The organism is Nonomuraea sp. NPDC005692, assembly GCF_040631115.1.
Taxonomy (GTDB): Bacteria; Actinomycetota; Actinomycetes; order Streptosporangiales; family Streptosporangiaceae; genus Nonomuraea.
The window spans coordinates 1-26547 of sequence record NZ_JBEXYU010000060.1; the positions used below are offsets into that span (position 1 = coordinate 1).

Below are 26547 nucleotides of genomic sequence, written 5' to 3' on the forward strand. Positions count from 1 at the left end.
GCAGTAATCGTCATCTAGCTCATCGCTACTTTGGGGCATGGGACGCCTTCAGGAGCAGGACGTCTGAGGCGGGGCAATGTAACTCAACGTTGCGTCTCAGGTCCGCTACGTCGCGATCTCCGCACGGGCCGTGCGCAGACGCCGGCAGTCGTAGCCATAATCGGCCTCGGCCATCGAGCCCTCCCCGCTGCGCGCTGAGCGGTGCCAGGATGTCACGACCGCGTCTGAACAAACCATGGAGACGGACGCTTCAGCAGTTTGTTCAGGCCGAACCGGCAGAGTTGCTGCTACCTGCGGGATGTCCCGCCATCGCCCTGTGCCCGCTCGAGGCCGTCACTACCCCAGACAGAGGGTGGCGCGTCCACGAGGACGACGTCGAAGGCGCCGACACCGACGGCGGCCTGCCCCTGCGGGGCGGTGTCCATGATGAGCGTGCGCTGCCCATGGTCTGTCACGAAAGCGCTCAGATTGACCGCAGCCGTGGTCTTGTCCTCGCCGCCGCGGTGGAGGGCGGCAAGGGCCAGTCCGACCGCTCGTGGTGTATCCATGAGAGCAGCGTACGCTTCGGCCGATGTCGTGATGGATGCATCTGGCGATGTTGTTGTGGTCGACCTTCGGGTGCGCTTGAAGCATGATCTCCCGGGGCGGCGTACCGCGCAGATCAGTTCCGGACCTGCTTCACCTTCGCCTCGCGAGCCGCTGATGTCCTCAGTGTGCGCCGAGGCAGCCGCTGCCCGCCGCGACAAGAGCGAGGCCGGCATCCGCGCCGAGCTGGCCGAGCGCCGCGTCCGGGCAGCCCGGGACGAGCAGGAGGCCGCCGAGCGGGAGCAGCGCCGAGTCCGGCAGAATGCCGGCGGCCGGGTCGAGGCCGCCAAGGAGGACGCCCGCGACGCCTGGGCTCAGGTGGCCGAGCACGAACGCGCCCGGGGCGCGACCGAGCAGGCCCGCGACGACGCCCTGGGCGAGCGGGATCAGACCCAGGCCGAGCAGCACCGGACGTCCGCCGCAGCGCCGACCACCCAGGCAGCCGGGGCCGGGCGCCGCTCGGCGGCTGGCCGGGCGAAGAAGGCCGGCCCGACGCTGCTGGACGCCGGAGCGCCCAAGGCGCCCGGGGGCCCGGCTCGGGTCGGGCCAGTAGCTCGGTCACGGTGTCGTCCCGGGGGCGGCATGGTCGTCTGGATGCTCACGCGCAGGCGTGGTGGCGCGGTCGTAGGCGGCGCCGAGGGCCCGCAGCACGGCGTCCCAGTCCAACAGGGCGCGCGTCGGTGGCCAGGGTGCCGTGCAGCTCACTCTTGACCGCGATGCTGTCGCCGGTGAGCTCCACGTCCAGCAGATCGCGCGGGCCGCCGTAGCTGTCGCCGTGCTCGTCGGCGGTCAGCAGCTCGGCGGTGACGCGGGTGGTCAGGCTGTCGCCGAGCGCGGTGCGGTTCTCGCGATCGGCGGCGCGGTCAGCGGCCAGCGTGAGCACGGGCACGCCAGCGGCCAGCAGCGCACGGGCACGGGCGGCGGCGGTGGCGGTGGAGTCGCTGACCTGGCCCAGCCCCTCCATCAGCGCCGCGTGGTCGCCGGACCGGTCGGCAGCGTTGAGCAGGAACGCCAGAGCTTTGGCCAGTTGCCAGGCGATCTCGGCATACGGGTCGGACTGGTTCATCGGCTGCGACAGTGCGCCGTACAGCGCGTCGCTCACGGTACGCAGCTCGGGCAGCGCTGCGTGAAACTCGGCGCCGGGAACAGCGGCTGGGCCGGGCGCGGGGGTCGAGCTGGTCATGACGGCTCCGAGGGGGCGCTGGGGGTGCTGGTGACCGTGCGGAGCAGCTGGCCGGCCGTGTGAGGGTACTTCTTACGCAACGCTGCAAACCGGGCCTTGGCCTGGGCCGCGGTTACGGCGGTGGGAGCGGGCAGGCTGTGGCTCAGCAGCTCGGCGATCTGTTCCCAGGTGCGGCCGCGAGCGCGGGCGGCGTGCAGCACGATCAGCTCGCGCTGCACGGCGGCGGTGCGGGCGTCGACGATCGCCATGAGGGCCGCGTCCACGTCCTCGTCACTGATCGAGTCGTAGCCGAGCAGGCGGCGGCCGAAGTCCGCTTCCTCCTCCAAGGCCAGGGCCACCAGGGACACCGCGCGCTGCGGGTCCACCCAGTAATGCGACTGCGTGCGGGCGGCCTGCTCGCGCTCGGCGTCATCCCCCTGGCGTTGGATGAGCCTGCGCAGCGCCTCACGGCGCTTGTCGAGGTTCATGGGACGGCCGGAGCGTCGATAGGGGTGTCGAGGCGAGCGGCGCTGGACGGCGGGCAGAACCCGACGATCCGGTCAGTGGCGCCGGACATGCTCGGATGGTTGCGGGAGCTGAAACAGGACGTCTTCGGCGACTTCTTCCTCACCGACAAGCCGGTCCTGCTGCGCCCTGCCATCACCGACGAGTTGTGGCAAGGGCCGGCCCAGCACAGCGTAACCATCGACGGCACCCTGGCCGAGTGGTCGCTGGACGCTCTCGGTTGGCTGGCCGCGCTTCTCGCCGAAGCGGGCCGTCATCATCAGCTCGACTCCCCACTCATGCTGTCAGTAGCTCTTATCCTCGATTCGGCATCCACTTCCTGAACGTTGGTTGCCAGTCACGTCGCATGAGAGTGAAGCCAGTCAACGGTGGCGATCAAGGGCAGCATCTCTGAACTGCGACCGGCGCGCACTACAGGGACCGGCGGTCGCCCACGGACTCCGACGGGCGCAGTGCGGAAGATCGAGTGACGAGCGTGAACCAGCCCGTTCTCAGCTTCTCCGGGCTGCTCGCCGCGACCCCGGCGCGCCGCAGTGCCGACTGCGGCCGCGCTCGATCGGGTGGGCTCTGCGCGGACCCCGGGCGGAGGGCCCGGCGAGCCTCTTGCCAGGATGATCTGTATGTCTCTAGGTGAACCGTCACGCGCCCTTTTGATCATCGGCACGGTGGGAGCAGGTAAGACCTCTGTCGCGGACATGGTGGGCGACCTGCTCGCCGATGCTGGGGTCGCCCATGCTGTCATCGACCTGGATGCCCTTCGCCGAGCCTGGCCCCCCAGACCCGGTGATCGTTTCAACTTCGAGGTGGCCGTGCGGAATCTGCGCTGCGTCGCTGGGAATTATCTGGAGGCTGGGGCCGTCCGACTCGTCTTGGCAGGTGTCGCCGAGACCAGCGAGGAGCGCCGGCGGTATGCGGAGTCGGTGGGGATCGAGTTGGCCGTGTGCCGGCTCCGGGTGGAGCTCCCTGTCGTTCGGCAGCGCCTGGCTCGGCGCCACCAAAATGAGAAGGAGGCTCTGCGGTGGCATCTCGACAGGTCGGATGAGCTTGACCGGATTCTGGAAGAGGCTCAGGTCGAAGACGTTGTCGTCGAAGCCGGCGAGGGTTCTGTGTCCGAGGTGGCCGCGGCCGTGCTGAAGGCCGTCGGCTGGAGCTGATTGTCCCTGAGAAGGCCATGTACGTGCTGCCCGCCCGCCCGGCGGGTCTGACGTTCGTGCGTACCAGGTGCTGGCGGCGGGAGGCGCGGCACCGAGCCGGTGCGACCTAGTCGATCATCGCACCGGCGAGATCCCCTTCGACGCGGCCAAACGCTTCAGGCAGCCATCTCGCAGGAGGCGGCGGCTGGACCATCGCGGTGACCAACCGGCCGGGCCCGGACACATCACCCTGCACGCCACGGCCACCGGCCTGGGGGAGCGGCTCAAGCACACCATCACCTGGGCTTACACCGTCCAGAACTGATCATCTGCGACGCCCGCCGTCCACCGGTTGGCGGGCGTCCACTTGGCACGCCGTAAAGCGACCTGGCCAGGAAGTTGATCGAGAATCGGTTCGCCGGTGGCTCAGGGAGGCACCGGTCACGACGCTTCCTCGATCATGACCCCGACTGGCTTGGCCAGCTCGGCCAGGTCGGCGAAGAAGCGCTGGGGATCGATGACCGCTTCCGGCGGGTGGACTCCTGGACGACGGTGCCGTCAAGCAGTTGGGCGAGCCCGGCGGCCGCCGGGATCCCGGTGGCTTCGGACATGTTCTTCATCAGCCCGCCCGTACTGACCAGATGGGCCAGGACCGTGAGCGGGCGACCGTTCCTGGTTCCTGTGGCGGCGGCGAAGAACGGCGGCAGCGAGCCGGGCGCGCTGAACCTGACGGCGCGCACGGCGGCTCGCAGAGCGCGACGCATCGTGGGTTTCGCCAGGTCCGCGGCGGCCGTCTCGTTGGTGAGTCGGCCGCTGTCCAGGTCGCTGCGGAGGACGTCCAGATACGCTACGGTGCCAGGCGTGATGACCATGAGGTTGGCCGCGTCTCCGGTGGGCCGATAGCTGCGTTGCAGGGTCACCGGTTCGGGGTGACCGACGGTGTACGCGGTGCCCTTGCGGCCGCCCGGCAAGGTGAGCGCGACCGGACGCAGCGGCTGCCGCTGCACAAGCTCCCCGTTGCTCACCACGGCAATCGTTCCTCTGATCTGCTGCATCCAGTGCACGGCGGCCGCGATCGGACGACCGTCCGGACCGCGTAAATCGGTATCGTCGGCGCCAGCTCCGGGCACGTCGACGGGCCAGGCCGTGTAGAGGTCGGTCACGGTGTCGAGCCGGGTGACCGCCCTGGCCGCGAGCAGGTTGCTGATTCCCGGGCTTGCGCCCATCCCGATCACGGCGCACACCCCTGCCACACGGGCGTCGGCGTCGAGATCGAGCATCTCCAGCGTGGGTTCCCAGTCATCGCAGATGTCGAGGTAGTGCGTACGAGTACGGATCGCCGCCCGCAACACCCCCAGGCCGAACCGGTAGTACGGGCCGACGGTGTTGAGAACGATGTCGGCCTCCTTCAGCGCCGCGTCAAGCTCGGCTTCGTCGGTGACGTCGACCTCACGCGCGCTCATCCGCACCCCCGAAGCGCCTAGTTCCTGGGCAAGTCGCGCCGCCGCGTGCGCGTCGCGGTCGGCGACGACGATCTCTTGGACGCCGGGCAGCCCGGTGGCCACACGCACCGCGACCCGGCCCATCGCACCGGCTCCGCCGAGGGCGAGGACTTTCATCAGCCACTCCCTGAAGAATGATGACTATAACGATCGTTGTGGTTACGATCGAAGATGTGACGAAAGTATCACTTGCGATACTGATCCGCGAGCGGCCGATGAGTCGGATTCTCGCCGTCGAGGCGCTGAGCGCCCTGCCGATCGGCGCGCTGACCCTGCCCTTCTCGACGCCGGACCGCGACATCGTGCCCGACTGGGTTCAGCTTCTCGGGCTGACGATGCTCGTCGTGCTGTACGGCACCGCGCTGTGCACCTGGCGCCTAGTGATGGTCGGCGGGCTGCGTCCGTCGCCGATGACCTGCCGGCGGGTGCGCGACGATCGGCGACTGCGGCTTCTCGTGCTGTGCTACCCGCCCGTCCTGGCGATCCTCCTGGCCCTCCCGCCCACTTGGACGGCGTTCTGGTTCGGGCTGACGCTGGCCACAGTGGTCGGCGGAGCGGTCTCGTTGATCCGCATCACGATCATGCTCAACGCTTCCAGGGCGTGATTCGCCTGCTCTCTCGCGTTCACGACGCTGGCGGACCACCGCCGGCTGTAGCGCGCCCGCCGCGGGGGCCCCTGGATAAGGCCGTGTGAGGAGCCGAAGCTGCCACGCATTCAAAGCGCGTATTCTGCTACTATCGTTCTTATGACGAACGTTCTAATCTCGAAAGAGATGCGGCATGTGGACGTGCTGGTCATCGGAGCGGGCCTATCAGGTGTCGGCGCCGCCTGGCGGTTGCGCAAAACCGGCCGTACCTACGCGGTGCTGGAGGCCAGAGCCCGCTTCGGGGGCACGTGGGACCTGTTCCGCTACCCGGGCGTCCGCTCGGATTCAGACATGTTCACCCTGAGCTACCCCTTCCAGCCGTGGCGGGAGAGCAAGTCGCTGGCGGACGGCGACAGCATCCGCCGCTACATCGAGGAGACGGCTCGCGAGCACGGGATCGACCGGCACATCCACTGCGGCGTCAAGGCGGTGGCCGCCGCATGGTCCTCGAAGCAGTCCCTGTGGGTGGTGGAGACCGAGGAGGACGGGCAGGCCCGGGTGTGGACGTGTGCGTTCCTTTACGTCTGCGCCGGCTATTACGACTACGAGCACGGCTACCAGCCGGACTTCCCGGGCCTCGACGCCTTCACCGGCCGGTTCGTGCACCCGCAGTCCTGGCCCGACGACCTCGACGTGACCGGTGAACGAGTGGTCGTGATCGGCAGCGGCGCCACCGCCGTCACGCTCATTCCCGCGCTGGCCAGGACCGCGAAGCGGGTCACGATGATGCAGCGGTCGCCCACCTACCTGGCCTCCTTGCCCGAGGTCGACCGCGTGGCCGACGCGCTGCGCCGATGCCTGCCCGCCCGGCTCGCGCACGCGGTGATCCGCGGCAAGAACGTGCTGAACAGTCAGCTGACCTACTGGCTGAGCCGGCGATTCCCGGAACAGACCAAGCGGCACCTGCGCGCGGCCATCCTCCGACATCTGCCGGATTCCGGCTATCTGGACCGGCATTTCACCCCCCGCTACCAGCCGTGGGACCAGAGGCTGTGCGTCGTACCCGACGGCGACTTCTTCCGTGAGGTGACCGCCGGCCGAGCGGCCGTGGTCACCGACAAGATCGCCCGGTTCACGGAGCACGGAATCGTGCTGGAGTCGGGGGACACACTTGAGGCCGGCGTGGTCATCTGCGCGACCGGCCTGTCGCTGATCCCCCTCGGCGGGATCAGCCTCTCGGTGGACGGGCGCACCGTCGACCTGCCCAAGACCACTGCCTACCGTGGGCTGATGCTCAGCGGCGTCCCCAACCTCGCCTTCTGCGTCGGTTACACCAACGCCTCCTGGACGCTCCGTGCCGACCTGTCCTCCCGCTACGTCGTCCGCCTGCTCGACCACATGAGACGGCGCGGCCACACCGTCGCGATGCCCGCCATGCCTCCGGACGAGATCAGGAGGCCGCTGCTCGGCCTGACCTCCACCTACATCGCGCGCGCCGCGCACCTGTTCCCGCAGCAGGGCGAGCATGCCCCCTGGACGGTCGGCCAGAACTACCTGCTCGACCGGGCCAGGTTCCCCTTCCTCAACATCCGCAAGGGAATGGTGTTCGATGACTGATCCGACCGGCCGCCGGGTGGTCGCCCTCGGCGGCGCTGGGGCGATGGGCCGCCCCGCGGTCGAGGTGCTGGCCACCCGCCGGGACCTCGCGGAACTGGTGATCGCCGACCGCGACCTCGCCGCCGCCGAACGGCTCGCCGCGCTGGTAGCGGGCACGGGCACCCCCTCTGTCGTCCCGGTCGCCGTCGACGCGGCCGACCCTGTGGGGTTGCGCGACCTCTTCCGTGACGCTGACCTCGTCGTCAACACCACAGGCCCCTTCTTCCGGCTGGGAGTGCCCGTCCTGCGGGCCGCGATCGACACACGGACTCACTACGCCGACATCTGCGACGACTGGGAACCGACGCTGGACATGCTCGCGCTCGACGCCGAGGCGCGCGGCGCGGGAGTGACCGCCGTGATCGGCGCGGGTGCCAGCCCAGGCACCAGCAACATGCTCGCCGCGCTCGCGGTGCGCGAGCTGGAGAGCGTGGACGATCTGTTCACCGCCTGGCCCGTGGACGTGCCCTTCGTCGGCGACGACCCGGCCGATGACGCCACCGCCGACGTTTCCGCCGCCACCGTCCACTGGATGCAGCAGCTTTCAGGAACGATCCGGATATGGAGCGCCGGCACAGCTGCCGTACGACCGCCTCTTGAAGCGGTCACCCTGGACTATCCCGGGCTGGGCAAGGGCACGGGGTATACCGTCGGCCATCCCGAGCCAGTCACGCTGCCGGCCACCCTCCCGGTCGCTGGTGATTCGGCCTGCGTCATGGTGGTCCAGCCGGCGACCGCCGCATACCTCATGGCGCTACGCGACGATATCGATCGTGGAAAGCTGACGCTGGAGCAGGCCGCCGCCGCCATCGAGCATCCGGCCGCGGGCTCCGTCGTCCGCTCCGCCGTTCGCCGGCTCTCCCTGCGCGGGCCCGGCGCCCTGCCCGCCTTCTTCGCGCTGGCCACCGGCAGCCGGTATGGCCGGCCGTGCACCGTCGGCGCGCGGCTCGTCGCCTCTCCGCGGGGAATGGCCAGGGCGACCGGAATACCCCTGGCGCTCACGGCGGGGCAGATCCTCGACGGCAAGGTCTTTGACCGCGGCGTCCACCCGCCCGACGCGGTGCTCGACCCTGACCGGTACTTCGACGAACTGGCCGTCCATTGCGATCCACCACAAGGCGGCCGAGACGACGTGGTCGCGGTGGATCGCGCCTGATGACCGCCCCGACGCTCCGCGGCGACATCGCCTCCGGCTGGGAACCCGTCCGCGACGCCTTTGCCGCGATCGTGAACGGTCCGGCGGAGCGCGGCGCCGGGCTGCACGTCATCCACCACGGCGTCACCGTCGTCGACCTCTACGACGGCGCCCATGGCCCGGACACCACCCAGGTGATCTTCTCTGCCTCCAAAGGCGTCGCTGCGGCGTGCCTGGCGGTGCTGGCCGACCGCGGCGACCTCGACCTCGACGCCGCCGTGACCAGGTATTGGCCGGAGTTCGGCCGCCACGGCAAATCGGCGATCACCGTCGCGCAGTTGTTGAGCCACCAGGCCGGACTCATCGCTCCCTGGCGTCCCGTCACGCTCGCCGAGGTGCTCGAGGGACGCCCGCTCGCCGCCGCCCTGGCGGCCGAGCGACCCCGCTGGCCCCTCGGCACGCCCGCCTATCACGCGGTCACCTGGGGAACTCTCGCCGATGAGCTGGTGCGCCGTGTCACCGGCGGACGGCTCGGCGAGGTTCTCGCCGACCTGGTCTGCCGTCCCCACGGCCTGGCGATCGGCATCGGCGCCCCCGCTGGCTCCGCACCCCTGCCGGTGCACGCCGCCGCCCGGATCCCCGTCACAGTACGCCTGGTCACCGCGATCTTCGCCCGCCTGGGAACGCCGCTGTGGCAGGCGATGACCGTGCAGGGCGCCATCGACGAACCTCCCGACCTGTGGGTACGCCGCCCGGAAACCCTCGACGCCCACCTTCCCGCGGCCAACGCCGTCGCCACCGCCCCGGGGCTGGCCCGGCTCTACGCCATGCTGTTGCCGGGAGCCGAGACTCCGCTGGTCGGCGAGCGCACTCTCCATGCCGTGATCCGTCCTCGGGTCGCCGGGCGGGACCGGGTTCTCGGCGTTCCTTCGGCCTTCGGGTGCGGGTTCGCGCTGCCGAGCCGTGCCTGGCGGCTCGGATCCGCTTCCGCCTTCGGCCATCCGGGGATCGGCGGCGCGCTGGGCCTGGCCGACCCTCGCCGGGACCTCGCCCTCGCCTTTCTCCCACTCGCCATGCCCGCCGACGCCCTGAACGACGCCCGCCACCGCACCCTGCTGGACGCGGTGACGAAGGTCATCGGACCATGACGGCCGTCGCATCGCGCAGGGAAGGCGCATTAACTATCGTGCATGTTCGATAGTTGAATGACGGATAGACGAGGAGCGTCCAGTGAGGCACCGCGGCGCCCTGCTGTCCGCACGTACCCGACAGAGGGCGGCGTCGCCATCCCAGCGTGCCGCCCGGCCGTACTTGGAAGGCCTGCAGCATGACCGCCGAACCGCAGATCCCGGGAGCCGACGTCCAGGTCCCCACCCGGATGCTCGTCGAAGCGCTCGTCCGTACCGACCTCACTGTCGACACCGGCGAGCTCTATGCCACCGCCAACCTGCTGGGCATGACCGACCAGCAGGTGCGCCTGTGCATCAAGCGGCTGGTCGCCGAAGGGCGCTTCACCCACGAGGGCCGAGGACGCAAGGCGACCCTGCGCGCCACCGGCGCCACGGAATGGATGCTGGGCCTCGACGTCGAATTCGTCGCCCACGCCTTCCGCCAGGACGCCGGCCTCGCCCCCTGGGACGGGACGTGGCATCTGGTGGCCTTCGCCGTTCCCGAGACCGCGCGCGCCGCCCGCGACGCCCTGCGCGCCGCGCTCACCCGCCTGGGCGGAGCCCCCATCCAAGGCGGCCTGTATGTCAGCGCTAACCCGTGGGAGCCCTACGTCGAGGGCCACGCTCGCCACCTCGGGGTTCTCGGCCATCTCACCGTCGCGACCACCCGGGACCTGCGTCAGGGGGAGGAGGTCGACCCTGCCGCACTGGCTCGCGCTTTGTGGCCCCTGGCCGAGATCGCCGAGCGCTACCACCGGCTCACCGCCATCGCCGAGCCGCGCCTCGACCGCCTCCGCGACCACGCCGGTCTGTCCGAGGCAGAACGGCTGACCATCGCGGTGGAACTGGCCGCCGAGTTCACCCGCGCCGTGGAGCCTGACCCCCTCCTGCCTCCCCAGTTGCTCCCACAGCCCTGGCCGGGTGGTCAGGCCCGGGCGCTCCTGGCCCAGTGCTGGGCGCTCCTGGCCGAGGCCGTCGCCCAGGACAGCAGCGAGAGCACCCGCGTGTTCCGCCTCTACGACGACATGGCCCGCACGGCAAGGGGCCGCCTGTAGGCGTGCTCCTTCCTGATCAGCGCCCGTGCTTCTTCGCGTACTCGGTGAGCATGTCGAGGTAGCCGGGCACGTAGAGCGAGCGGGGTGCGGCGACGGCTGTGATCACGGCCCAGAGGCTGTCGGGGTTGTCCAGTTCGTTCTTGACCGCGTTGTGGGAGCCGTTCGGGAGGTTCGCGACCGTGAGCAGGTCCCTGGGGATGCCCGCTCGATAGGCGGCCTCGGTCTCCTTGACGTCGACGTTGCGGTCGAGATCCCCGAGTACGAGAAGCGTCGACGTACGAACCTTCGGAAGCTGGTCGGTCACATCGGCACGGAAGTTCTTGAGCACGAACCCCCAACGGTCCTTGCTCATCGGCGGGTTGTCCAGACCGGAGGCGACGTATTGGTCATATCCGACACCTTTCTCCAGAAGGCGGATCTGAGCAGCACGCCGACGGAGTTCGCTGTCGAGCTCGGCTTCCGGCGCGCCCTGCTCACGAAGTTCTGTCCGCAGGTTGTACTCGCCCTGCCGCAACCAGTTCACCGCCGCGCCGACCAGGATCATGAAGCGCACATCGATACGCTCTCCCGCCACCTTGGGCAGCACCCAGCCGCCCTGGCTGATCCCCCAAAGCCCCAGCCGGTTCGGGTCGATCTCCGGTCGCTTCTTGGCCCAGTCCAGCGCCGCTTCCACCTCCTCGCTGCGATCGCTCATGCTCTGGTGGAGCCAGTTCCCTGGCGCGCCGTCGATGCCGGGCTTGTTCCAGGACAGCGAGGCGTAGCCGGCACGTGCGAAGGCCTCCCAGATGGGCCGGTAGAACCCGTCTCTGGAAGCGTCCGCCTCGCCGTCTCCGTGAGCGAAGACGACCAGTCCTCGCCGCCCTTCTCCCTCCGTCGGCAGTGCAAGCACCGCCTTCAGCGGATGCTTCGGTCCGGTGATGGTGACCTGCACCTCGCGCACGGCGAAGTCGTTCTGCACGACGACCCACACACCTAGCCCGGCCACCAGGGCGAACACGCAGGCGAGGGAGATCCGGAGCCGCTTGACCCAATGCCTTGCTTTCATGAAACTATCGTAACAGCTACGATAGTGTGCAAAAGTAACGAAGTGTTGCATGTCGCCACTGGCGTGGAGAGGTAGCCGCGCCACCTTCAGGCGCATGACGCGCACGTTGGGCCTGCCGACGCAGTCCTCGCGCGCACGGTAGGAGCTCCAGACTGCGATCTTCTCCCGCATGTTGAAGTGGGGGTGGCCGTTGCCGATGAACATCAGGTGCTCCTCGCCGGGCAAGGGGACACCTCTGGCATGTGGGGGATGTCGTAGCCGATGTTGGACTCGGCGGGCTGCGGGATCTGCATCGCGCCTACGCCGACATCGGCGTTAACTTCGCGTCTGGCGTGGTCAGCGGTGACCGGGTGTTGGACGGCGACGTGGTAGCGGCTCTCGTCGCTGTGTCCCACGCGGCCGTGCGTCCGCCCGGGCATGCGGAGCCGCTCATGTGGTTCGCCATCGTGCTCGCCCGCGGCGGCAGCACGGACGTCCACCTGGGACTGTTGCCGTGCAGCGTCGTGGGGATCGGTTCGGGACGGGCATTCGACGGCGGCCCAGGAGTTCCCCGCCCGCCTGCTCCATCGCACTGTCGATCTTTCGGATGTCGTCGGGTGAGGCGAACTCGATACGCGTTGGCCTGACAGTGGGGTCTGCACAGGGCAAGACTGCCCGCATGACCGACCTGGACCTGCCGTTCTCCCGCGTCGCCATCCGTGTTGGAGCCCTCGTATTCTGCGGCGACGAGGTCGCACTGATCCGCCGTGATCGGCCATCCGGCTCCCACTACACGCCGCCTGGCGGCGGCGTACACCCAGGGGAGGACCTCCTCACCGCGCTGCGCCGGGAACTCACCGAGGAACTCCATCTCGCCCCTGACGATGCGACGCAGCCGGAACTGTGCTGGATCCAAGACCAGATGGTCACCCGGCCGGGCCCTACCCCATCCCCGCGCAAGCTCCACCTGGTCTTCCGCTGCCAGGTCATGCCAGAAGTGCGCGCCAGCCTCGCCACCGTGGAGTACGACGACCTGCCGGACGGCAGCATCGAGCTGGGGATCATCGAGTGGGTGCCCTACCGACAGCTCCAGCATCTGCCCCTGTTCCCACTCATCGGAGCCGTAGTGAGCGCGCTGGCTAGCCCGGATGCACCCACCGGGAATCCCTACTTGCCGCCCATCACGGACGACAACTACAGCTGGAGGGTGTGACACCCGAGGGGCACACGTCCTGACGGGCAAGCCGTCATCGTGACCGCTGATCGCCGCCACTCAGGTAGGTGTCTTATTGTCGACGAACTCCCGCGACGCGTTCGGGCAGACCGCACTGACGGGCCGCGCGGTGACGGGCCGCTGCGAGAGGCGGCCTTGGCCATCCGTGCCATCGATTAGAGGGTTGGTTTCCGTCCATGGGGTGGCGGGTGCATGCTGTCGTGCGGTGAGCGCCTACCTCCTTGACCGCGACCAGCCTCTCCTGCCTCTCACCCGGGACGGACGAGGCCCGCACGTCACCGGCCGGCCCTCCTCCCTGGCCGCGCCCCTGCTCTTTCCGGCGCCAGTCGTCTGCCCCTTGCCGTGTGTGTGTCCCGCACGGCACGGTGGACGCCGTTGCGGTCGCGGCGATGCCTCCCACGTCGGGTGTGTCGCGACAGCTTGGGCTGTCCTCACCGGCGGCCCGTCGGCCCCGCGCTCGCGGGGATGCTCCCCACGCATGTGGGGGTGAGGCCCTCCCCGGCAAGAGGAGGGCTCATCGGTATCCCTTCGACCAGTGCAAGGAACGACCTCTATGTTCGACGCCCCGATCGACCTCAGCGACCTGCCCGGCTACCGGGCCCCCGTCAGCACCCGCCCGGCCAAAATCGCGTTCATCGGCCGCTGCTCCACCAAGGACTGTCAAGATCCGCGCTCCTCGATCGCCGGGCAGCTCGCCGAGGCCAGCGCGCTGCTAGCGCCGGGCGAGCACTTCATCGCTCATTTCTGGGACGTCGAGTCCGGCATGCTGGGACTGGATGATCGCAGCCAAGGGACGGCGGAGGACTACGCACGGCTCGGCGTGCCGGTTCCGCGCGACGGTGGGCTGGCCGACCTGCTGGAACGGGTGGAGCGAGGCGAGATCGACCGGGTGGCCTGCGAGCGCATCTCCCGGGTCGCCCGCGACATGCTGCCCAGCCTCCAGGTCGAGCACCACCTCACCTCCCGCGGAGTGGCTCTGGAATGCGCCAACGAGCCCCGCGGCGGCATGACCACCGGGCAGCTAGAGCTGCGCCGCAGCGCGCAGGTCCGGGCGGAGATCTTCCGGCATGAGCTGGTGGAGCAGTCCCGGCGCGGTCAGCGCCAGCACGCCGCCAACGGGTTCCGGCACGGCGCGCCCTGCTATGGCTACACCGCGGTGGTGGACCCCGACGCGCCGCCGGCCGCCAACCGGTTCGGCGGCGGACGACCCAAGATGCGCCTGGCGTTGCATCCCGTCCAGCGCCGCTCCGACACCGTGGCGGAGGTGTTCCGGCTGCGCCGCGTCGAGGGGCTGCAGGACGGTGAGATCGCCGCCGTCTTGGCCCGCGACCTTGACCGGCACCCGCTGGCAGAGGGGCAGGTGCCGTGGACGGACCGGCGTGTGCGCAGAATGCTGACCCAACCCAAATACTCCGGATTTCAGGTGTGGAATCGCAGAGCGCGCAACGGCCGGTCCAACCCGATCGCCGACTGGGTCTGGTCTGGCCAGCAGGCCCATCCCGCGATCGTGACCGTGGAGCAGTGGCGCGAGACGCAGCTGGTCACCGCGGACATGCGCCGGCGCCGGGTTCCCGGCTGGGATCGCGTGGGCTAGGTGTATTGACCACGAGCGTTGTTGACAGCCAAGGCTTGATCAATGGAGAGGCCTCCGCTGTGGTGTAGGTGTCGAATCTGCACCAGACGGAGGCCTCGTGTCCCACCGTAACGCCCGACTGACCGTTCATGGCCGGCGGCTGCTCATCCAACGCGTCCTGTCCGGCCGTCCCGTCGCCCACGTGGCGGCCGAGATGGGCATCTCCCGTCCCACCGCCTACAAATGGCTACGCCGCTGGCGCGCCGAGGGCGAGGCCGGGCTGCATGACCGGCCCAGCCGCCCGCACACCACCCCGCACCGCACCACCCCGCACCGCACCACCCCGGACGTCGAAGCGCAGGTGTGCCGGCTACGCACCAGCCGCAAGCTCGGCCCGGCCCGCATCGGACCGATCCTGGGCCTGCCCGCCTCCACCGTGCACCGCATCCTGACCCGCCACGGCCTGCACCGCCTGGCATGGCTGGACCGGCCCACCGGCCGGCCGATCCGCCGCTACGAACGCGACAGACCCGGCGAACTGCTCCACATCGACGTCAAGAAACTCGGCCGCATCCCCGACGGCGGCGGCTGGCGCATCCACGGCCGCGACCAACGCAGCCACGACCGCACCCACACCCTCGGCTTCGACTACATCCACTCGGCCGTCGACGACCACACCCGCCTGGCCTACAGCGAGGTCCACCCCGACGAGAAGGCCGCCACCTGCGCCGCCTTCCTCCGCCGCGCCGCCGCCCACTTCGCCGGCCTGGGCATCACCCGCATCGAACGCGTCCTCACCGACAACGCCTGGAGCTACCGCAAAGCCACCGCCTGGCGCCAGGCCCTGGCCGACCTCGGCGCAACCGGCAAACACACCCGCGCCTACCGCCCACAGACCAACGGCAAGGTCGAACGCTTCAACCGCACCCTGCTCGACGAATGGGCCTACGTCCGCCCCTACCGAAGCAACCACGAACGCACCCTCGCCCTGCAAGACTTTCTCCACACCTACAACCACCATCGATGCCACACCGCACTCGGCGGCCACCCACCGATCACCCGCGTCAACAACCCTGCGGGTCAATACAGCTAGGCCGCTGCCCAGCACGGGGTCGAGCTGGTGACCGTCGGCCAGAGCGACACCCATGTGCTGTACGAGGTGGGCGGCCGCCGGCTCGTGCTGCCTCGCGGGGACATGCCGGCGGCGGTGGCCGACGAGGTCGTCATGCTCCTGCAGGCCAGCCAGTGAGCCACTCGCAGCCGCCTGCCGCTGAAGGGCCGACCACAGAAACCGGCACGAGGGCCAGCACGACGGCCAGCGCACCGACCAGCACACCGACCAACGCGGAGACCGGCGTAGAGCCCCACGCCCTCGTGCTGCCGGCCCTGCGGCGGGACCGACGATGGATCACCGCGTCGCACCAGTACAACATCGTCGTCCATGCCCGCACCCTGCCGGCGCTGCAGGCCAGCGCGCAGCAAGCGCTGACCTTGCTCCTGGGCGCCCCACCGACCGCGCCCGTGCGGGTGTCTCCGCGGTCGGATGATCTCGATGTACTGGCCCGGGCCCGCGTGGCCTACGATGCGGCCTTGCGCCAGGCGGTGATGAACCTGCGTGATCAGGGGGCATCCTGGGCTGACGACGCCTTGGCCTGCCAGGTGCGCGTCGCCGACGCCAAGGCCGCCGCGAAGGAGCCCGCGCCCGACGTCATCTGAGCCGATCCTCCACTCGGTGCCCCTGGAGCAGCTACGGGTGGCAGTGGAACGCGGCGGCGGGCCGAGGCTGGCCAGGCTGTGGAGCAGACACGAAGCTCTGCCCGCAGCCTGCCATCTCGACCTCGCCGCCTCGCCGTCTCACTCCCGCCGCCGCGGTGTGCTGCCGGCGAGGGCTGGTGGACGGGATCCAGGGGTCGAGGCGGCGGTCGAGGCGGCGGGCTGCCGCTCGTGCCGCATGGTTGGCCGGCAAGCAGGACATCGGCCAGCGGGGGACCCGCTGTGCCTACGTCTTCGCCTTGTTCAGGGGATGAGGTCGAGTTCCACGTCGGCGCTGATCGAGCGGATCGGGAACGGCTGGCCGGTCACGATGGGGACGCGGCGCCGGAGCGCGGCGTTCACGACACTCGCCGCGGTGACGGCCTCGGGGGCGGCGATGCCCGCGGCGCGCAGCGTGTCGGCGATGGCGACCACGTTGTGCTGGTCGATGGGCGCGATGACGACCGTCTCGAGTCCGACCAGGACGTCCAGAACGGGGCGTGCCCGATCAGGGACAGCGGCGTAGGCCGCCGCCAGGGCAGGCGCGGGGATGACGAGCGACCCGACATAGGCGTCGTGCATCCACACGACGGCTTCCATGTAGCGGGTGCGCTGGGTGGCGAAGTCGGTCAAGGCCGACGTGTCGAGCACGCGGCCTACGGTGGCGATCACTGGGCGGCCGCGCGCGCTTCCTCGAACTGCTGCTCGCGGTAGGTGGCGAGATCGAGCATCTCAACGGGGGGTTCGCCGTCGAACAATCTGCGCAGCCGCGCCTTGATGTCGGCGCGCTGCTCCGCAGTGAGTTCCTGGGGCTGCTCGTCGGCGGCCGGCGTGGTGGCGTCCATGGCTTCAGGGTAGCCGCGGGGCGGCCTGGGTGGCCAGCCGATGGCGAGCGGGAGCAGCCATGTGGGGTGCCAGACGCCAGACGCGGGCAAGCCGCGGTGGTCCCATCCTCCGGTCACGACGCCACCGATCTGCTCGTGGAAGCCATGTCCACCCGCAGCCCAGGCTTCAGTCCTTCGAACGCCGCCCGTAGCAGGCTCGACGCGCTCGAAGCCCTCTTCGATTGCATGCAAAAGGCCTTCGCGGCATCCCTATGACTTTGTCGAGATTCGCCGCGAAATGTCCTAGTCGGATCGCAATGCCAACATGTATATCTGACAACGTCTTTGACATACAGAAAGGAACACAGTCAAATGAGTAACCGGCACCAGGGGCAGGCGCCTTGGTCGCCGCACTGATCATGACCTTCGCCCTCTTCGGCCCTCCGGCGGCCGCGGACGTCAACCCGGGCGGCCCCGGCTACAGCCTCCGGCTCACCGCGCCCATCGGGGTCCCGGTAGTAATGGCGCAGGATCCAACGGATATGCCTTTCACCTGCACTTATGCAGAGGCCTCAGGCTGATAGGCCCAGATCTGAGCCCCATTGTCTATGCAGGCCAGAGGCATATCCGTTGGATTTCTGGCCGAAGCTACGAGGACCCCATGTCGGCGGGCGGGAATCATAGCCCATTACGATCTGTGACTTTACATGTACTTTGTGTTATCAAGGGGTTGTCCGTTGCTGCAGAACCTCGACAGCGAGGAGCCCCCATGCATCTCCGCACACGCCGCACAGCGGCGGCCATCGTTCTGGCCGCGAGCGCGGCACTGACCACAACGGCTCCGGTCCCAGCCATCGCTGCCGCGCCGGTGGCCGCCCGATGGACCTGTCGCGACGACGGCACCCTCGACGGCCTCTACAGGGGCACGATGAACGGCGACAGGGAGGTTAAGTTCATCTTCCACGCGAGCAGGAACGAGATCGAGTACACCATCGCCAACGGTCCAACCAAGACGGCGTCCGCCCACGTGATGAAGGGCCCGGGCGGCAGTCGTTACCTGGCCTTGGGCGGCGGCGACTTCCAGCGCGCTGTTCCCTTCGACCAGTGCAACGAGCACGGCTGGGTGCTCAAGCTCAGAATCATGCGCGACAACGGCTGGACATTCGACGTGACCCGCGTCTGACTCTTCCGCCGGAGCGCGACGGCCTGCCTCCTCGAAGGTGGGCCGTCCGCGTTCTGGGGGTTTACCGGGAGCCGAGCGGGACGGGCTCATCACAGTCCCGGCGAGGCGGCCGTGCCCTGAGCACGCGCAGGACCGTCGATGGTGCGCACAGACTCAGCGGGGTTCGCAGGGCGGTGAAGACCTGGAGGAAGGCCAGGTGGACCTCGAAGTCTCGGGTGCTGGCCATCCGCAGGCGGCTCAGATAGCGGGCGGCGACGCGCCGCGCGGGCGAGATCCCGGATGTGCCGCCGGACATCAGATGATCGCCGAGGGTGGCCATGCACCACAGGGTGCTGTTCTGCCTCGCGAGCCGACGATGGTAGCGGCGGGCCAGGTCGGCGGGTTCGTGGCCGGCCTTCAGGCAGTCACCGAGGAGGGTCGCGCCGAACGCCGCGGTGGTCATGCCCTGGGCGTAGAGGGGGTTGAAGCAGTATGCGGCGTCGCCGGTCAGCAGGAGGTTGCCCGGCCGGTCCGGTCCTGCGTTGATCAGCCGGCGGCGGTTGGCGGTGGCGTGGGTGGTGACGACCTGCGACAACGGTTGCGCGTTGTCGATGGCGTCGGCGACGAGCGGGCTGGGCAGGCTGCGTGCGTAGGGAAGGAAATCCTCCTCCCGGGCTGTGGGGCGGTCGGAGCCGACGCCGAACAGGGTGACGATCCAGCGGTTGCCCTCGATCGGGATGAGGGTGGAGCCACGGAGCCGGCCGTCTCGCCCGGGCAGGAGGTGACAGGCCTTCCAGTCCGCGGTATGCCCAGCCGGTATGGCGAAGGTCCGGCTGGCATAGCCGAGGCGGGGGTCGAAGGCCTGCTCGGCCGGCGCCGCGGCGCCGATGTCACCGAGCCAGGTAGGGGTTCGCGAGCCGCGTCCTGCCGCATCGACGACCAGGTCGGCGGCCAGGACCTCCTCGGCCGTCTCCTGCGCGGCCGCCTGCGACGGCTCCCGCGGCGCCTCCTGCCCTCGTGGTCGGACGTGGACACCCCGCACGGCCTTCGCATCGCCGGCCAGGCCGCATGCCCGGGTCCGCTGCCGTACGACGACGTTGGGCAGCGCCAGGACCCGGCGGCGGATGATCCATTCGATCAGGACGCGGCTGGCGCCGATCGCGCGCAGGCCGCAAGGACGGCGGGCGGCCCATCCGGCGGGGGAGAGCATGACGAACTCGGCGCCGAGATCGCACGCTGGCGCCTCATGCTCGACCAGTTCGGCGGTGAAGCCGGGAAGTAGATCGTCGATCGCCTCGCGGCCGCCGATGAGCAGTCCATGCACGTGGTGGGACTGCGGTACGCCGCGGCGGTGCTCGGGAGAACTGGGAAAGGCGTCCTGCTCGACCACGGTGACCTGGTGGAAGTGGTCGGCGAGTACGCGTGCGGCCAGCAGACCGGCGATGCTTCCCCCGATCACGACGGCGTGGCCGTAGCGGGGCGGGGCGTTCACGGGGAGCTCCAGAAGCCGGGGAGTTCGGCGGGTGTGATCGTGGCCGGCAGCCCGCACAGAACCAGGATGGCGATGTAGCAGAAGGTGACGGCGTTGGCGACGCCGATGACGGCCAGGAAGGGGACCGCGCGGCGTAGCGCGCGGGGGCCGGTGGAAGCGGGGTGCAGGAAGTCGCCGCCGTGCAGGCGGTGCCAGCAGTAGAAGCCGGCGAGTCCGATCATCAGCATGGAGAAGGCCAGCGTCTCCTGCAGCGGGAACTGGTGCCAGGCGCCGGGCCAGAGGGTGAAGCCGTCGATGCCCTTGTCGTAGCGTACGAACCCGAGCGCGAAGAACAGCGGATCTTGCAGGTTGACGACCGCGACACTGCTGAGGGCCAGCAGCCCGACGAAGTACCGGGTGCTCATGCCCGGGCGCCGGCGCCGGTAGCGGATCAGCCCTTCGGCGTACAGGACCCCGGCCACGGTCCCGCCCACCCAGGCCAGCACCAGCGTCACAGGCTGATGCGTGGCGTGATGGCGAGCAGGTCCCCGCCAGCCGGGCAGGTAGGGCGCCCAGGACGAGGCGGGGCCGATCGCGTGGGCGTTGTACTCGATGAGCAGCCCCGCGACGTTGGCCAGCGGCTCCAGCCACAGCGCGAAGACGATCGCGGCTCCCAAGGCGATCCCCATCATCAGCCGGTGCCGGACCAGGACGATCCCCCCGAAGAACAGGATCACCGCGTACAGTCCGCAGACGGCCATCTGGGTGATGAGCGGGAAGGGGGATCCGTCGGAGGGCCGGGGGGTGGCCAGCCGGTATCCGTGGTCGGCGATCCATGCCGAGTACAGGAGAAACTGCATCACCAGGCATGCCACGCCCACCCACGCCCACGCCGGGCGGGGCAGGAGAAAACGCCCGTAGGGGCGGGGGGAGACTGCCGGCGACATTCCGGTCGGCTCGCCCGATCCCCGGGCGTGATCCCGATGCGAGGACTTCCGCGCCGGATCGGGGGGCGGTAGGTGGTGCGGCATGGGGAGATCCCTTCTTCGATCGGCGGGCCTGGTCCTGAACACGCGTGTCAGGCGTCCGTTCCCCGGTCGGGCTGGAGTCCCATCCGATTCAGGATCCATTCGGTGAGACCGGCTGGGGTGGGGCGGACCCAGATGACTCCGGGGTCGATGGTGGTCTTCAGCGAGTTCTCCAGATGGGCGCGTAGCCGTACCGCGCCGAGGGAGTCCAGGCCGAGGATGACCAGGCTGGTGCCGGGGCCGATGTGCTGGGAGGTGCCGCCGAGGATCTGGCGGGTGAGCGTGATGATGTGCTCCTGGATGAGCGACGTGCGCCGGCCGTCGGTTTCGGCGGCGAGAATTTCGTCCAGCAGCGCGCGGTCGCTGTCGTCGCCGGTGCGGCCGAGCTCGGCGAGGAGTTCGGAGGCCGCGACGGCGGGGAAGCCCTTGGCGTAGGCGTCGGCCTCGATCGGGGAGTAGGCGACCCGGGTGTGGCCGGCGGTCAGGATGCGGCCCAGCGCGTCGGTGCCGTCCTCGGGAGAGATCATGACGAAGCCCCGGTCGGCCAGGTGCTGCCCGCGCCCGGTTCGGGCCCAGGCGCCCCAGTGGATTGCGGTGGCGGGCAGCCCGCGGGCGGCGCGCCAGTCGGCCAGGTCGTCCAGGAAGGTGTTGGCCGCGGCGTACATGCTCTGGCCGGGTGAGCCGATGAGGGAGGCGACGGAGGAGTACAGGACGAAGAAGTCCAGGTCCTGGCCGGTCGTGGCGGTGTGCAGTGCCCAGGCGCCTTCGGCCTTGCCGCGCCATACCCGGTGCAGGAGGTCCTCGTCGGCATTGGCCAAGGCCGCGTCCTCCACTACTCCTGCGGCGTGGATCACTCCGAGCAGCGGACGATCCCCGGCGGCGGCCGTCGCCCTGGCCGTGACCGCGCTGTCTGCGATGTCCCCTTGGACGACGGTCACGACGGTGCCCGACTCGCGCAGTCGCGCGAGCGTCTTCTCGGCCTCGCCGGAGGGAGCCGAGCGGCCGACGAGGATCAGGTGGTCTGCTCCCTGGGCGGCCAGCCACTGGGCGGTCGCCAGCCCGAGACCGGTCAGTCCGCCGGAGATCAGGTACGAGGCCTCGCCCCAGACGGGCGGCCGGCTCCCGGCGGCGGGCTCCTCGGCGGAACCGGCGCGCAGGTGGGCCACATGGCGTACGCCGTCGCGCCAGGAGATCTCGATCACCGGATGGGCGACCAGGATGTCGGCGGCCACCTCGGCCAGGTCGGTTCCGGAGGTGGAGTCGATGATCGAGGCGGTGAGCTGCGGAAGCTCGTAGGCGGCCGCCCGCAGCACGCCGCGTGGCCCCGCGGTGGCGGGTGTGGGACCGTCCTGGTGCGAGGCGATCCACAGCCGGGGTGGATCAGGCAGTTCGGCCAATCGGCGGATGAGCCTTGTCAGACGGGCGACACGCTCGCGGGCGGCCAGCGGCGGTGCGGTGGGTCTGTCGCCGGTCGATCCGCCCAGGGCCAGCACCACGCCGCTCAGGTCACTCATGTCGTCCAGGGCGGGCAGGGTGACGGCGGGCTCGGCGCCCGCGCCCGAGGTGTCGAGGTCGTGCGGCAGGGCGGCCAGACGGCACCTGTCGTTCTGGCCGGGCGTTCGCCTGGCCAGGGAGCCGGAGAGGTGTTGCGACAGCTCGCGCGGCCAGGCCGCATCGACGGTCGCGCGGTCGGTGAGCACCAGCCACGATCCGGGCCGGGCCTTCGGTCCCGCCTGCCCGGTCACGTCGTCGCCGGCGGGTTTCGCAGGCACCCAGGCGATGTGGGAGAGCCGGTCGGCGTACCGCTGGTCGGGCGGGGTGACGTTGGCCAGCCGCAGGCCGCGGATCTCGGCCACCACCGTGTCGTCGGCGTTCATCAGCACCCCGGAGGAGGTGCTGGCCAGGTCGTCGGCCTCGTGCAGAAGCACCCGGGCGCGACGGGCATGCGCGGTGGGACCGTAGACACGGATCTCCTCGAACCCCGCCACGACCACCGGGCCAGGGCTGATGGCGTGCCGGGCCAGCCAGACCGACGCCACCGCCTGGACGAACTCGTCGGTCAGCACCGGGTGCAGCGCCATCATCCATGAGGTGACGCGGGCGCTGTCGTCCAGCCGCAACGTCGCCACCGCCACGTCATGTTCGGGATGGATCCGAGTGCGTTCCAGCCCGGCGAACGCGGGCCCGTGGTAGATCTGGTGCCGCTCGCGGAGGCGCTTGTACAACTCCTGCGGCGGCGACTCCTGCCAGTCGTCGCCGGCGTCCCCGGTTCCGGTGGGCGGCGGCGGCCCGTCCAGCGGTCCCGCGGTGGCGTGCGCGTGGACTTGTAGATTCTCTCCTTCACCGGAGACGACCTCCACCGTGGCGGGCTCGCCGTCCTCCCGCAGGGTGAGGCAGGTGGTGACGGTGGGCTCAGGGTCGAGCAGCAGCGGGCTGAGCAGTGTGACCTCGCGCAGAGCGATCTGATCGCGTCCCAATGCCTGACGGGCGGCGCTCAGCATCATCTCGGCGATGCCCGCGCCGGCCAGCACCGGCACTCCGGCGACCAGGTGATCGCCGAGCCACGGCAGGCGGCGCGGCGAGATCGGCGTCTGCCAGATGTGCAGGTGGGGCCGCCGCGGATCCTTCACGTGCCCGCCCAGCAGCGGGTGCTGATCGGCTCCCACCAGGTGCGGGGCGACGAGCCGGTACGGTTCGCCGTCGCCGCCGTGCCGTTCCCGGTTCCACGCCCCGGTCGGCAACTCCGCCAGCTCACCGAGCGCGTACCGCGAGGCCCACTCGACCGGGAATCCGGCGCAGTGCGCCACGCCCAGGCTGGTCAGGAAGGTCTCCTGGTCGTCGGTGTCGCGGCGCAGGGTGGATACGGTCACCGCGTCGCATACCTGCCGGGCCTCGGCGATGTCGGCGACCGCCCGCAGTGCCAGCGGGTGCGGGCTGCACTCGATGAACAGCCGGTGCCCGTCGGCCAGCGCCGCCTCCGTGGCGGCCGAGAAGCGCACCACCTGGCGCAGGTTGTCGCGCCAGTAGCCGGCGTCCATCGGCCGGTTCCGGCGGGGGGCGTCGGCGACCGTGGAGTAGAAGGCCAGCTGGGGCGAGCGCGGACGCAGATCCTTCAGCATGGTTTCCAGCCGTCCCAGGATCGGGTCCATGTACGGCGAGTGCGAGGCGACGTCCACCTTGATCTCGGCGGCCGGCACTCCGGCCTTCCGCCACGAAGCGATCAGCAGGCCGATCTGCGCCGGGTCCCCGGAGATCACCGTGGAGTCGTCCGCGCTCATCACCGCGACCGACACCTGGTCGGCGCCGGCTCGGGCGATGCCGTCCGCCACCTGTCCGGCGGGCAGCAGCACCGAGGCCATCGCACCGCCGGTGACCGTGCCCAGCAGCGCCGAGCGGCGGCAGATCACCGCGACCCCCTCTGCTGGGGTGAGCGCGCCGGCCACGACCGCGGCCGCGGCTTCGCCCATCGACTGGCCGATAACGGCCGCCGGGCGTACACCCCAGGACCGCCACAGTTCGGCGAGGGCGACTTGCAGCGCGAAGAGCACCGGCTGGATCCGGCCGACTGTCGCGGGCGGGGCCCGTTCGGACAGAGACTCATGCAGGGAGAAACCGCTCTCGGCGGCGATCAACGGTTCGAGCGCGTCGATGGCGTCGGCGAAGGCGGGCTCGGTGGCGAGCAGCGCACGGCCCATGCCCGCCCATTGGGAGCCCTGGCCGGTGAAGACGAACACCGGACCCTGGTGCTCGGCCGGCAGCACGGCCGTACCCGCGACAAGGCCGTCGGCTTCTCCGCTCGCCGCGAAGGACTTCAGCTTCGCGGCGAGTTCGCCCGCGTCACGCGCGACCGCGGCCAGCCGGAAGGGTGCGTGGCTGCGCCGGAGGGCCAGCGTGTGGGCGACGTCCCTCAGTTCGGCGCCCTCTCCGTCGGCGGGGTGGTGCTCCAGCCAGCGGCCGAGGCGGCCGGCGGCCAGGCCCAGCGCCGCCTGCGAGGACGCTGACAGCGGGAACAGCGACGGCGGCCGCGCAGCAGTGGTGTCCCGTCCGGTGGCATTCGTGCGTGGGCCGCGGCCGTCTGTGGTCTCCTCGTGGCGGCGCGGGGCGCGGGCGGTCGCTCGCGGCCTGGTGCCGGCGGGTGGCGCCTGTTCCAGCACGATGTGCGCGTTGGTGCCGGTGATGCCGTAGGAGCACACCGCCGCCTGCCGCGGCCCCTCCGCGACCGGCCAGGGGATCAGTTCGGTCGGGACGAAGAGTCGGGACTCCTCATCGAGGGGGATCGCCGGGTTCCAGGCGCGCCAGTTCAGGTTGGGCGGGATCTGCCCCTGTCGGAGCGCCTGGACGGCCTTGATGGTCCCGGCGATGCCGGACACTCCGCCGGAGGTACCGATCGATCAGATCCACAAGCCGGGCGTCGAGGCCGAGGTCGACTTCGGGGACGTGTGGATCGATCTCGCCGGGGTGCGAACCTGCTGCTACCTGTTCGTGTTCCGGATGTCGTATTCGGGAAAGGCGGTGCACCGCGTCACGGCATCCTGCGGTCAGGAGGCCTTCTTCGAGGGGCACGGCGCACGCTCTTAGCGTGCTGGGCGGGGTGCCGTCCGGCAAGGTTCGCTACGACAATCTGAAAGCCGCGGTCGCCCAGGTGGTGGGCTTCTCCCGAGCTCGGGTGGAGAACCAGCGATGGGTGGCCTTCCGCTCGCACTACGGCCTGGATGCCTTCTACTGCCGGCCGGGCAAGGACGGCGCCCACGAGAAGGGCGGCGTGGAGGGCGAGGTCGGCCGCTTTCGTCACAATCGCTTGGTCCCGGTCCCGCGGGTCGACTCGCTGGCGGAACTGAACGCCATGATCGAGCAATGGGATCGCGAAGACGACCAGCGCAGGATCGGGTCACGGGCCCGAACGGTCGGCGAGATGTTCGCCGCCGAGCAGCCCTTGCTGCAGCCGCTGCCGGAGGAGCACTTCGAGACCGGCCGGGTCTTTCAACTGCGCGTGGATCGCCGCTCGCAGATCACCGTCCGCTCGATCCGCTACTCGGTGCCAGTGCGGCTGATCGGCCACCCGATTCGGGTGCTCCTGCACGCCTCCCATCCGCCAGACCGGCGGCGAGTTCGCCCTGGGCTGGTAGTCAGCTCACCAGAGCGCGATGGGGAGCTTCCCGGACGATGCGGTCAGCGGTCTCCTCGGGAGTAAGAGCTGCGGTGTCGAACCACCAGCCGGCATCGCCGAGCTCTCGCTTCATGTCGGCATCGAGATCTTCATAGCCGTCGAAGTCGAACCGCTCCCGTGGATCACGGATGGCGTTGCGGTACTGGCACACCTCGATGCCCGGTGCGAGAACGACGAACAAGACCTGCTGAGCGGGAAGTAGAGAGGCGAAGAAGGCCAGTTGCTCGCGGCTGGGGATCACCCAGTCGATCACTGGCGTGAAGCCGGCGTCGGAAAAGTTGTTCGCCAGCGTGCACAGGTTGCGGTTGCACAGCTCGACTTGCCGCGCTGCCTCATCGGCAGGCTCGCCAAGCGCCCCGACACGACCGCTGACGACCAGCCTGCTGATGAAGTCGCCGTCGAGCCGAGCGGCGCGATGCAGGCGTTCAGCGACGAGCCTGGTCACCGTCGACTTCCCGGCCCCCGGCATTCCTGTCACGATCAGGCAGTCTGACGTCTCACTAGTGATCATGTCGGAATCGTGTCAGCGAGCCTGATGATCGGCAATCGACTTTTCAAGCCGCACGCGGTCTGGCCCGACAGTTCGCCTGGCCATCGTGGCGAGAGACCTGGCGCCTATGAGAACTGGTACCAAAATTCGTTCGCCGAACCGATCTCGAAGATCGCGAACTGGTACCAGAACTCATACGAATCGCGGTCCCAAAACTCGTTCGTGGAACCAGTCCGGCCAACTGGCGACGGCGTCCTGCTCCCGAAGGCGTCCCCAGCCCCAAAGTAGCGATGAGCTAGATGGCGATTACTGT

Annotated in this window: 25 protein-coding genes and 1 pseudogene; 14 read left to right on the forward strand and 12 right to left on the reverse strand. The window is 69.8% G+C overall.

Annotation, left to right across the window (positions count from 1 at the left end):
• Positions 1-287: 287 nt before the first annotated feature.
• The 4 genes from ABZ459_RS51560 to ABZ459_RS51575 all read right to left on the reverse strand — a co-directional run bounded on the left by ABZ459_RS51560 (position 288) and on the right by ABZ459_RS51575 (position 2235).
• Positions 288-548: an AAA family ATPase gene (locus ABZ459_RS51560; RefSeq protein WP_357988560.1), complete on the reverse strand. Its 261-nt coding sequence runs from the start codon at positions 546-548 to the stop codon at positions 288-290.
• 160 nt (positions 549-708) lie between these two features.
• A complete protein-coding gene (locus tag ABZ459_RS51565) occupies positions 709-993 on the reverse strand; it encodes a hypothetical protein (RefSeq protein WP_357988563.1) in 285 nt (94 codons plus the stop codon).
• Positions 994-1183: 190 nt separating this feature from the next.
• Positions 1184-1768: a hypothetical protein gene (locus tag ABZ459_RS51570; RefSeq protein WP_357988566.1), complete on the reverse strand. Its 585-nt coding sequence runs from the start codon at positions 1766-1768 to the stop codon at positions 1184-1186.
• Positions 1765-2235: a hypothetical protein gene (locus ABZ459_RS51575; RefSeq protein ID WP_357988569.1), complete on the reverse strand. Its 471-nt coding sequence runs from the start codon at positions 2233-2235 to the stop codon at positions 1765-1767. Before ABZ459_RS51575 ends, ABZ459_RS51570 begins: the two co-directional genes overlap by 4 nt.
• A gap of 75 nt (positions 2236-2310) precedes the next feature.
• Here ABZ459_RS51575 and ABZ459_RS51580 point away from each other — a divergent pair, with 75 nt between their 5' ends.
• Together ABZ459_RS51580 and ABZ459_RS51585 are read left to right on the forward strand one after the other, a co-directional pair.
• Entirely contained in the window at positions 2311-2595 is a 285-nt protein-coding gene (locus ABZ459_RS51580) for a hypothetical protein (protein ID WP_357988572.1), read from the forward strand.
• A 342-nt stretch (positions 2596-2937) separates the two neighbouring features.
• Positions 2938-3426 (forward strand): hypothetical protein, encoded by a 489-nt coding sequence (locus ABZ459_RS51585; RefSeq protein WP_357988575.1) that lies wholly within the window; start codon positions 2938-2940, stop codon positions 3424-3426.
• Between the two features lie 437 nt (positions 3427-3863).
• On the opposite strand, the gene ABZ459_RS51590 is transcribed toward ABZ459_RS51585, so the two are convergent.
• Entirely contained in the window at positions 3864-5024 is a 1161-nt protein-coding gene (locus ABZ459_RS51590) for a saccharopine dehydrogenase NADP-binding domain-containing protein (RefSeq protein WP_357988578.1), read from the reverse strand.
• Positions 5025-5062: 38 nt separating this feature from the next.
• On the opposite strand from ABZ459_RS51590, the gene ABZ459_RS51595 reads away from it, so the two are divergent.
• The 5 genes from ABZ459_RS51595 to ABZ459_RS51615 all read left to right on the forward strand — a co-directional run bounded on the left by ABZ459_RS51595 (position 5063) and on the right by ABZ459_RS51615 (position 10509).
• Entirely contained in the window at positions 5063-5512 is a 450-nt protein-coding gene (locus ABZ459_RS51595; RefSeq protein ID WP_357988581.1) for a hypothetical protein, read from the forward strand.
• A gap of 168 nt (positions 5513-5680) precedes the next feature.
• Complete coding sequence (locus ABZ459_RS51600) at positions 5681-7111, forward strand: NAD(P)/FAD-dependent oxidoreductase (RefSeq protein WP_357988584.1); 1431 nt, start codon at positions 5681-5683, stop codon at positions 7109-7111.
• Positions 7104-8306: a saccharopine dehydrogenase NADP-binding domain-containing protein gene (locus ABZ459_RS51605; protein WP_357988587.1), complete on the forward strand. Its 1203-nt coding sequence runs from the start codon at positions 7104-7106 to the stop codon at positions 8304-8306. The genes ABZ459_RS51600 and ABZ459_RS51605 overlap by 8 nt, the downstream gene beginning before the upstream one ends.
• On the forward strand, positions 8306-9433 hold the full coding sequence (locus ABZ459_RS51610; protein WP_357988590.1) for a serine hydrolase domain-containing protein: 1128 nt from the start codon (positions 8306-8308) through the stop codon (positions 9431-9433). Before ABZ459_RS51605 ends, ABZ459_RS51610 begins: the two co-directional genes overlap by 1 nt.
• 179 nt (positions 9434-9612) lie before the next feature.
• Positions 9613-10509, forward strand: coding sequence for a PaaX family transcriptional regulator C-terminal domain-containing protein (locus ABZ459_RS51615; protein WP_357988593.1), 897 nt, complete (start codon positions 9613-9615; stop codon positions 10507-10509).
• Between the two features lie 16 nt (positions 10510-10525).
• Here the strand turns inward: ABZ459_RS51615 and ABZ459_RS51620 are convergent, their stop codons facing one another.
• Entirely contained in the window at positions 10526-11758 is a 1233-nt protein-coding gene (locus ABZ459_RS51620) for an alpha/beta hydrolase (protein WP_357988596.1), read from the reverse strand.
• A 454-nt stretch (positions 11759-12212) separates the two neighbouring features.
• On the opposite strand from ABZ459_RS51620, the gene ABZ459_RS51625 reads away from it, so the two are divergent.
• The 5 genes from ABZ459_RS51625 to ABZ459_RS51645 all read left to right on the forward strand — a co-directional run bounded on the left by ABZ459_RS51625 (position 12213) and on the right by ABZ459_RS51645 (position 16056).
• Positions 12213-12746 carry an NUDIX hydrolase gene (locus ABZ459_RS51625; RefSeq protein WP_357988599.1) on the forward strand — a complete coding sequence of 178 codons (534 nt, stop codon included), beginning with the start codon at positions 12213-12215 and terminating at the stop codon, positions 12744-12746.
• Positions 12747-13320: 574 nt separating this feature from the next.
• Entirely contained in the window at positions 13321-14361 is a 1041-nt protein-coding gene (locus ABZ459_RS51630) for a recombinase family protein (RefSeq protein ID WP_357988602.1), read from the forward strand.
• 97 nt (positions 14362-14458) lie between these two features.
• Complete coding sequence (locus ABZ459_RS51635; protein ID WP_357988605.1) at positions 14459-15433, forward strand: IS481 family transposase; 975 nt, start codon at positions 14459-14461, stop codon at positions 15431-15433.
• 27 nt (positions 15434-15460) lie between these two features.
• A complete protein-coding gene (locus ABZ459_RS51640) occupies positions 15461-15589 on the forward strand; it encodes a hypothetical protein (RefSeq protein WP_357988608.1) in 129 nt (42 codons plus the stop codon).
• Positions 15586-16056: a hypothetical protein gene (locus ABZ459_RS51645; protein ID WP_357988611.1), complete on the forward strand. Its 471-nt coding sequence runs from the start codon at positions 15586-15588 to the stop codon at positions 16054-16056. The genes ABZ459_RS51640 and ABZ459_RS51645 overlap by 4 nt, the downstream gene beginning before the upstream one ends.
• A gap of 300 nt (positions 16057-16356) precedes the next feature.
• On the opposite strand, the gene ABZ459_RS51650 is transcribed toward ABZ459_RS51645, so the two are convergent.
• Positions 16357-16743, reverse strand: coding sequence for a hypothetical protein (locus tag ABZ459_RS51650; RefSeq protein ID WP_357988614.1), 387 nt, complete (start codon positions 16741-16743; stop codon positions 16357-16359).
• Positions 16744-16760: 17 nt separating this feature from the next.
• Positions 16761-16937: a hypothetical protein gene (locus ABZ459_RS51655; protein ID WP_357988617.1), complete on the reverse strand. Its 177-nt coding sequence runs from the start codon at positions 16935-16937 to the stop codon at positions 16761-16763.
• A gap of 748 nt (positions 16938-17685) precedes the next feature.
• On the opposite strand from ABZ459_RS51655, the gene ABZ459_RS51660 reads away from it, so the two are divergent.
• On the forward strand, positions 17686-18099 hold the full coding sequence (locus tag ABZ459_RS51660; protein ID WP_357988619.1) for a hypothetical protein: 414 nt from the start codon (positions 17686-17688) through the stop codon (positions 18097-18099).
• Between the two features lie 61 nt (positions 18100-18160).
• Here the strand turns inward: ABZ459_RS51660 and ABZ459_RS51665 are convergent, their stop codons facing one another.
• From ABZ459_RS51665 to ABZ459_RS51675, 3 genes are all read right to left on the reverse strand, one after another.
• Positions 18161-19570, reverse strand: coding sequence for a hypothetical protein (locus ABZ459_RS51665; RefSeq protein WP_357988621.1), 1410 nt, complete (start codon positions 19568-19570; stop codon positions 18161-18163).
• Complete coding sequence (locus ABZ459_RS51670; RefSeq protein ID WP_357988624.1) at positions 19567-20409, reverse strand: spirocyclase AveC family protein; 843 nt, start codon at positions 20407-20409, stop codon at positions 19567-19569. Before ABZ459_RS51670 ends, ABZ459_RS51665 begins: the two co-directional genes overlap by 4 nt.
• Before the next feature lie 218 nt (positions 20410-20627).
• Positions 20628-24947, reverse strand: coding sequence for a type I polyketide synthase (locus tag ABZ459_RS51675; RefSeq protein WP_357988627.1), 4320 nt, complete (start codon positions 24945-24947; stop codon positions 20628-20630).
• 7 nt (positions 24948-24954) lie between these two features.
• Between ABZ459_RS51675 and istA the strand changes: the two are divergent.
• Positions 24955-25663: pseudogene (gene istA / locus ABZ459_RS51680) on the forward strand (IS21 family transposase); the annotation flags it as partial.
• A gap of 40 nt (positions 25664-25703) precedes the next feature.
• Here the strand turns inward: istA and ABZ459_RS51685 are convergent.
• A complete protein-coding gene (locus tag ABZ459_RS51685; protein ID WP_357988630.1) occupies positions 25704-26255 on the reverse strand; it encodes an AAA family ATPase in 552 nt (183 codons plus the stop codon).
• Between the last annotated feature and the right edge of the window lie 292 nt (positions 26256-26547).

What these genes read in the sequence shown, in the direction of transcription:
- ABZ459_RS51560 (WP_357988560.1), bottom strand. Translation starts at nt 548, where the DNA reads ATGGATACACCACGAGCGGTCGGACTGGCCCTTGCCGCCCTCCACCGC.
- ABZ459_RS51570 (WP_357988566.1), bottom strand. Translation starts at nt 1,768, where the DNA reads ATGACCAGCTCGACCCCCGCGCCCGGCCCAGCCGCTGTTCCCGGCGCC.
- ABZ459_RS51575 (WP_357988569.1), bottom strand. Translation starts at nt 2,235, where the DNA reads ATGAACCTCGACAAGCGCCGTGAGGCGCTGCGCAGGCTCATCCAACGC.
- ABZ459_RS51590 (WP_357988578.1), bottom strand. Translation starts at nt 5,024, where the DNA reads ATGAAAGTCCTCGCCCTCGGCGGAGCCGGTGCGATGGGCCGGGTCGCG.
- ABZ459_RS51600 (WP_357988584.1), top strand. Translation starts at nt 5,681, where the DNA reads ATGCGGCATGTGGACGTGCTGGTCATCGGAGCGGGCCTATCAGGTGTC.
- ABZ459_RS51605 (WP_357988587.1), top strand. Translation starts at nt 7,104, where the DNA reads ATGACTGATCCGACCGGCCGCCGGGTGGTCGCCCTCGGCGGCGCTGGG.
- ABZ459_RS51610 (WP_357988590.1), top strand. Translation starts at nt 8,306, where the DNA reads ATGACCGCCCCGACGCTCCGCGGCGACATCGCCTCCGGCTGGGAACCC.
- ABZ459_RS51615 (WP_357988593.1), top strand. Translation starts at nt 9,613, where the DNA reads ATGACCGCCGAACCGCAGATCCCGGGAGCCGACGTCCAGGTCCCCACC.
- ABZ459_RS51620 (WP_357988596.1), bottom strand. Translation starts at nt 11,758, where the DNA reads ATGTTCATCGGCAACGGCCACCCCCACTTCAACATGCGGGAGAAGATC.
- ABZ459_RS51625 (WP_357988599.1), top strand. Translation starts at nt 12,213, where the DNA reads ATGACCGACCTGGACCTGCCGTTCTCCCGCGTCGCCATCCGTGTTGGA.
- ABZ459_RS51630 (WP_357988602.1), top strand. Translation starts at nt 13,321, where the DNA reads ATGTTCGACGCCCCGATCGACCTCAGCGACCTGCCCGGCTACCGGGCC.
- ABZ459_RS51655 (WP_357988617.1), bottom strand. Translation starts at nt 16,937, where the DNA reads ATGGACGCCACCACGCCGGCCGCCGACGAGCAGCCCCAGGAACTCACT.
- ABZ459_RS51660 (WP_357988619.1), top strand. Translation starts at nt 17,686, where the DNA reads ATGCATCTCCGCACACGCCGCACAGCGGCGGCCATCGTTCTGGCCGCG.
- ABZ459_RS51670 (WP_357988624.1), bottom strand. Translation starts at nt 20,409, where the DNA reads ATGCAGTTTCTCCTGTACTCGGCATGGATCGCCGACCACGGATACCGG.
- ABZ459_RS51685 (WP_357988630.1), bottom strand. Translation starts at nt 26,255, where the DNA reads ATGATCACTAGTGAGACGTCAGACTGCCTGATCGTGACAGGAATGCCG.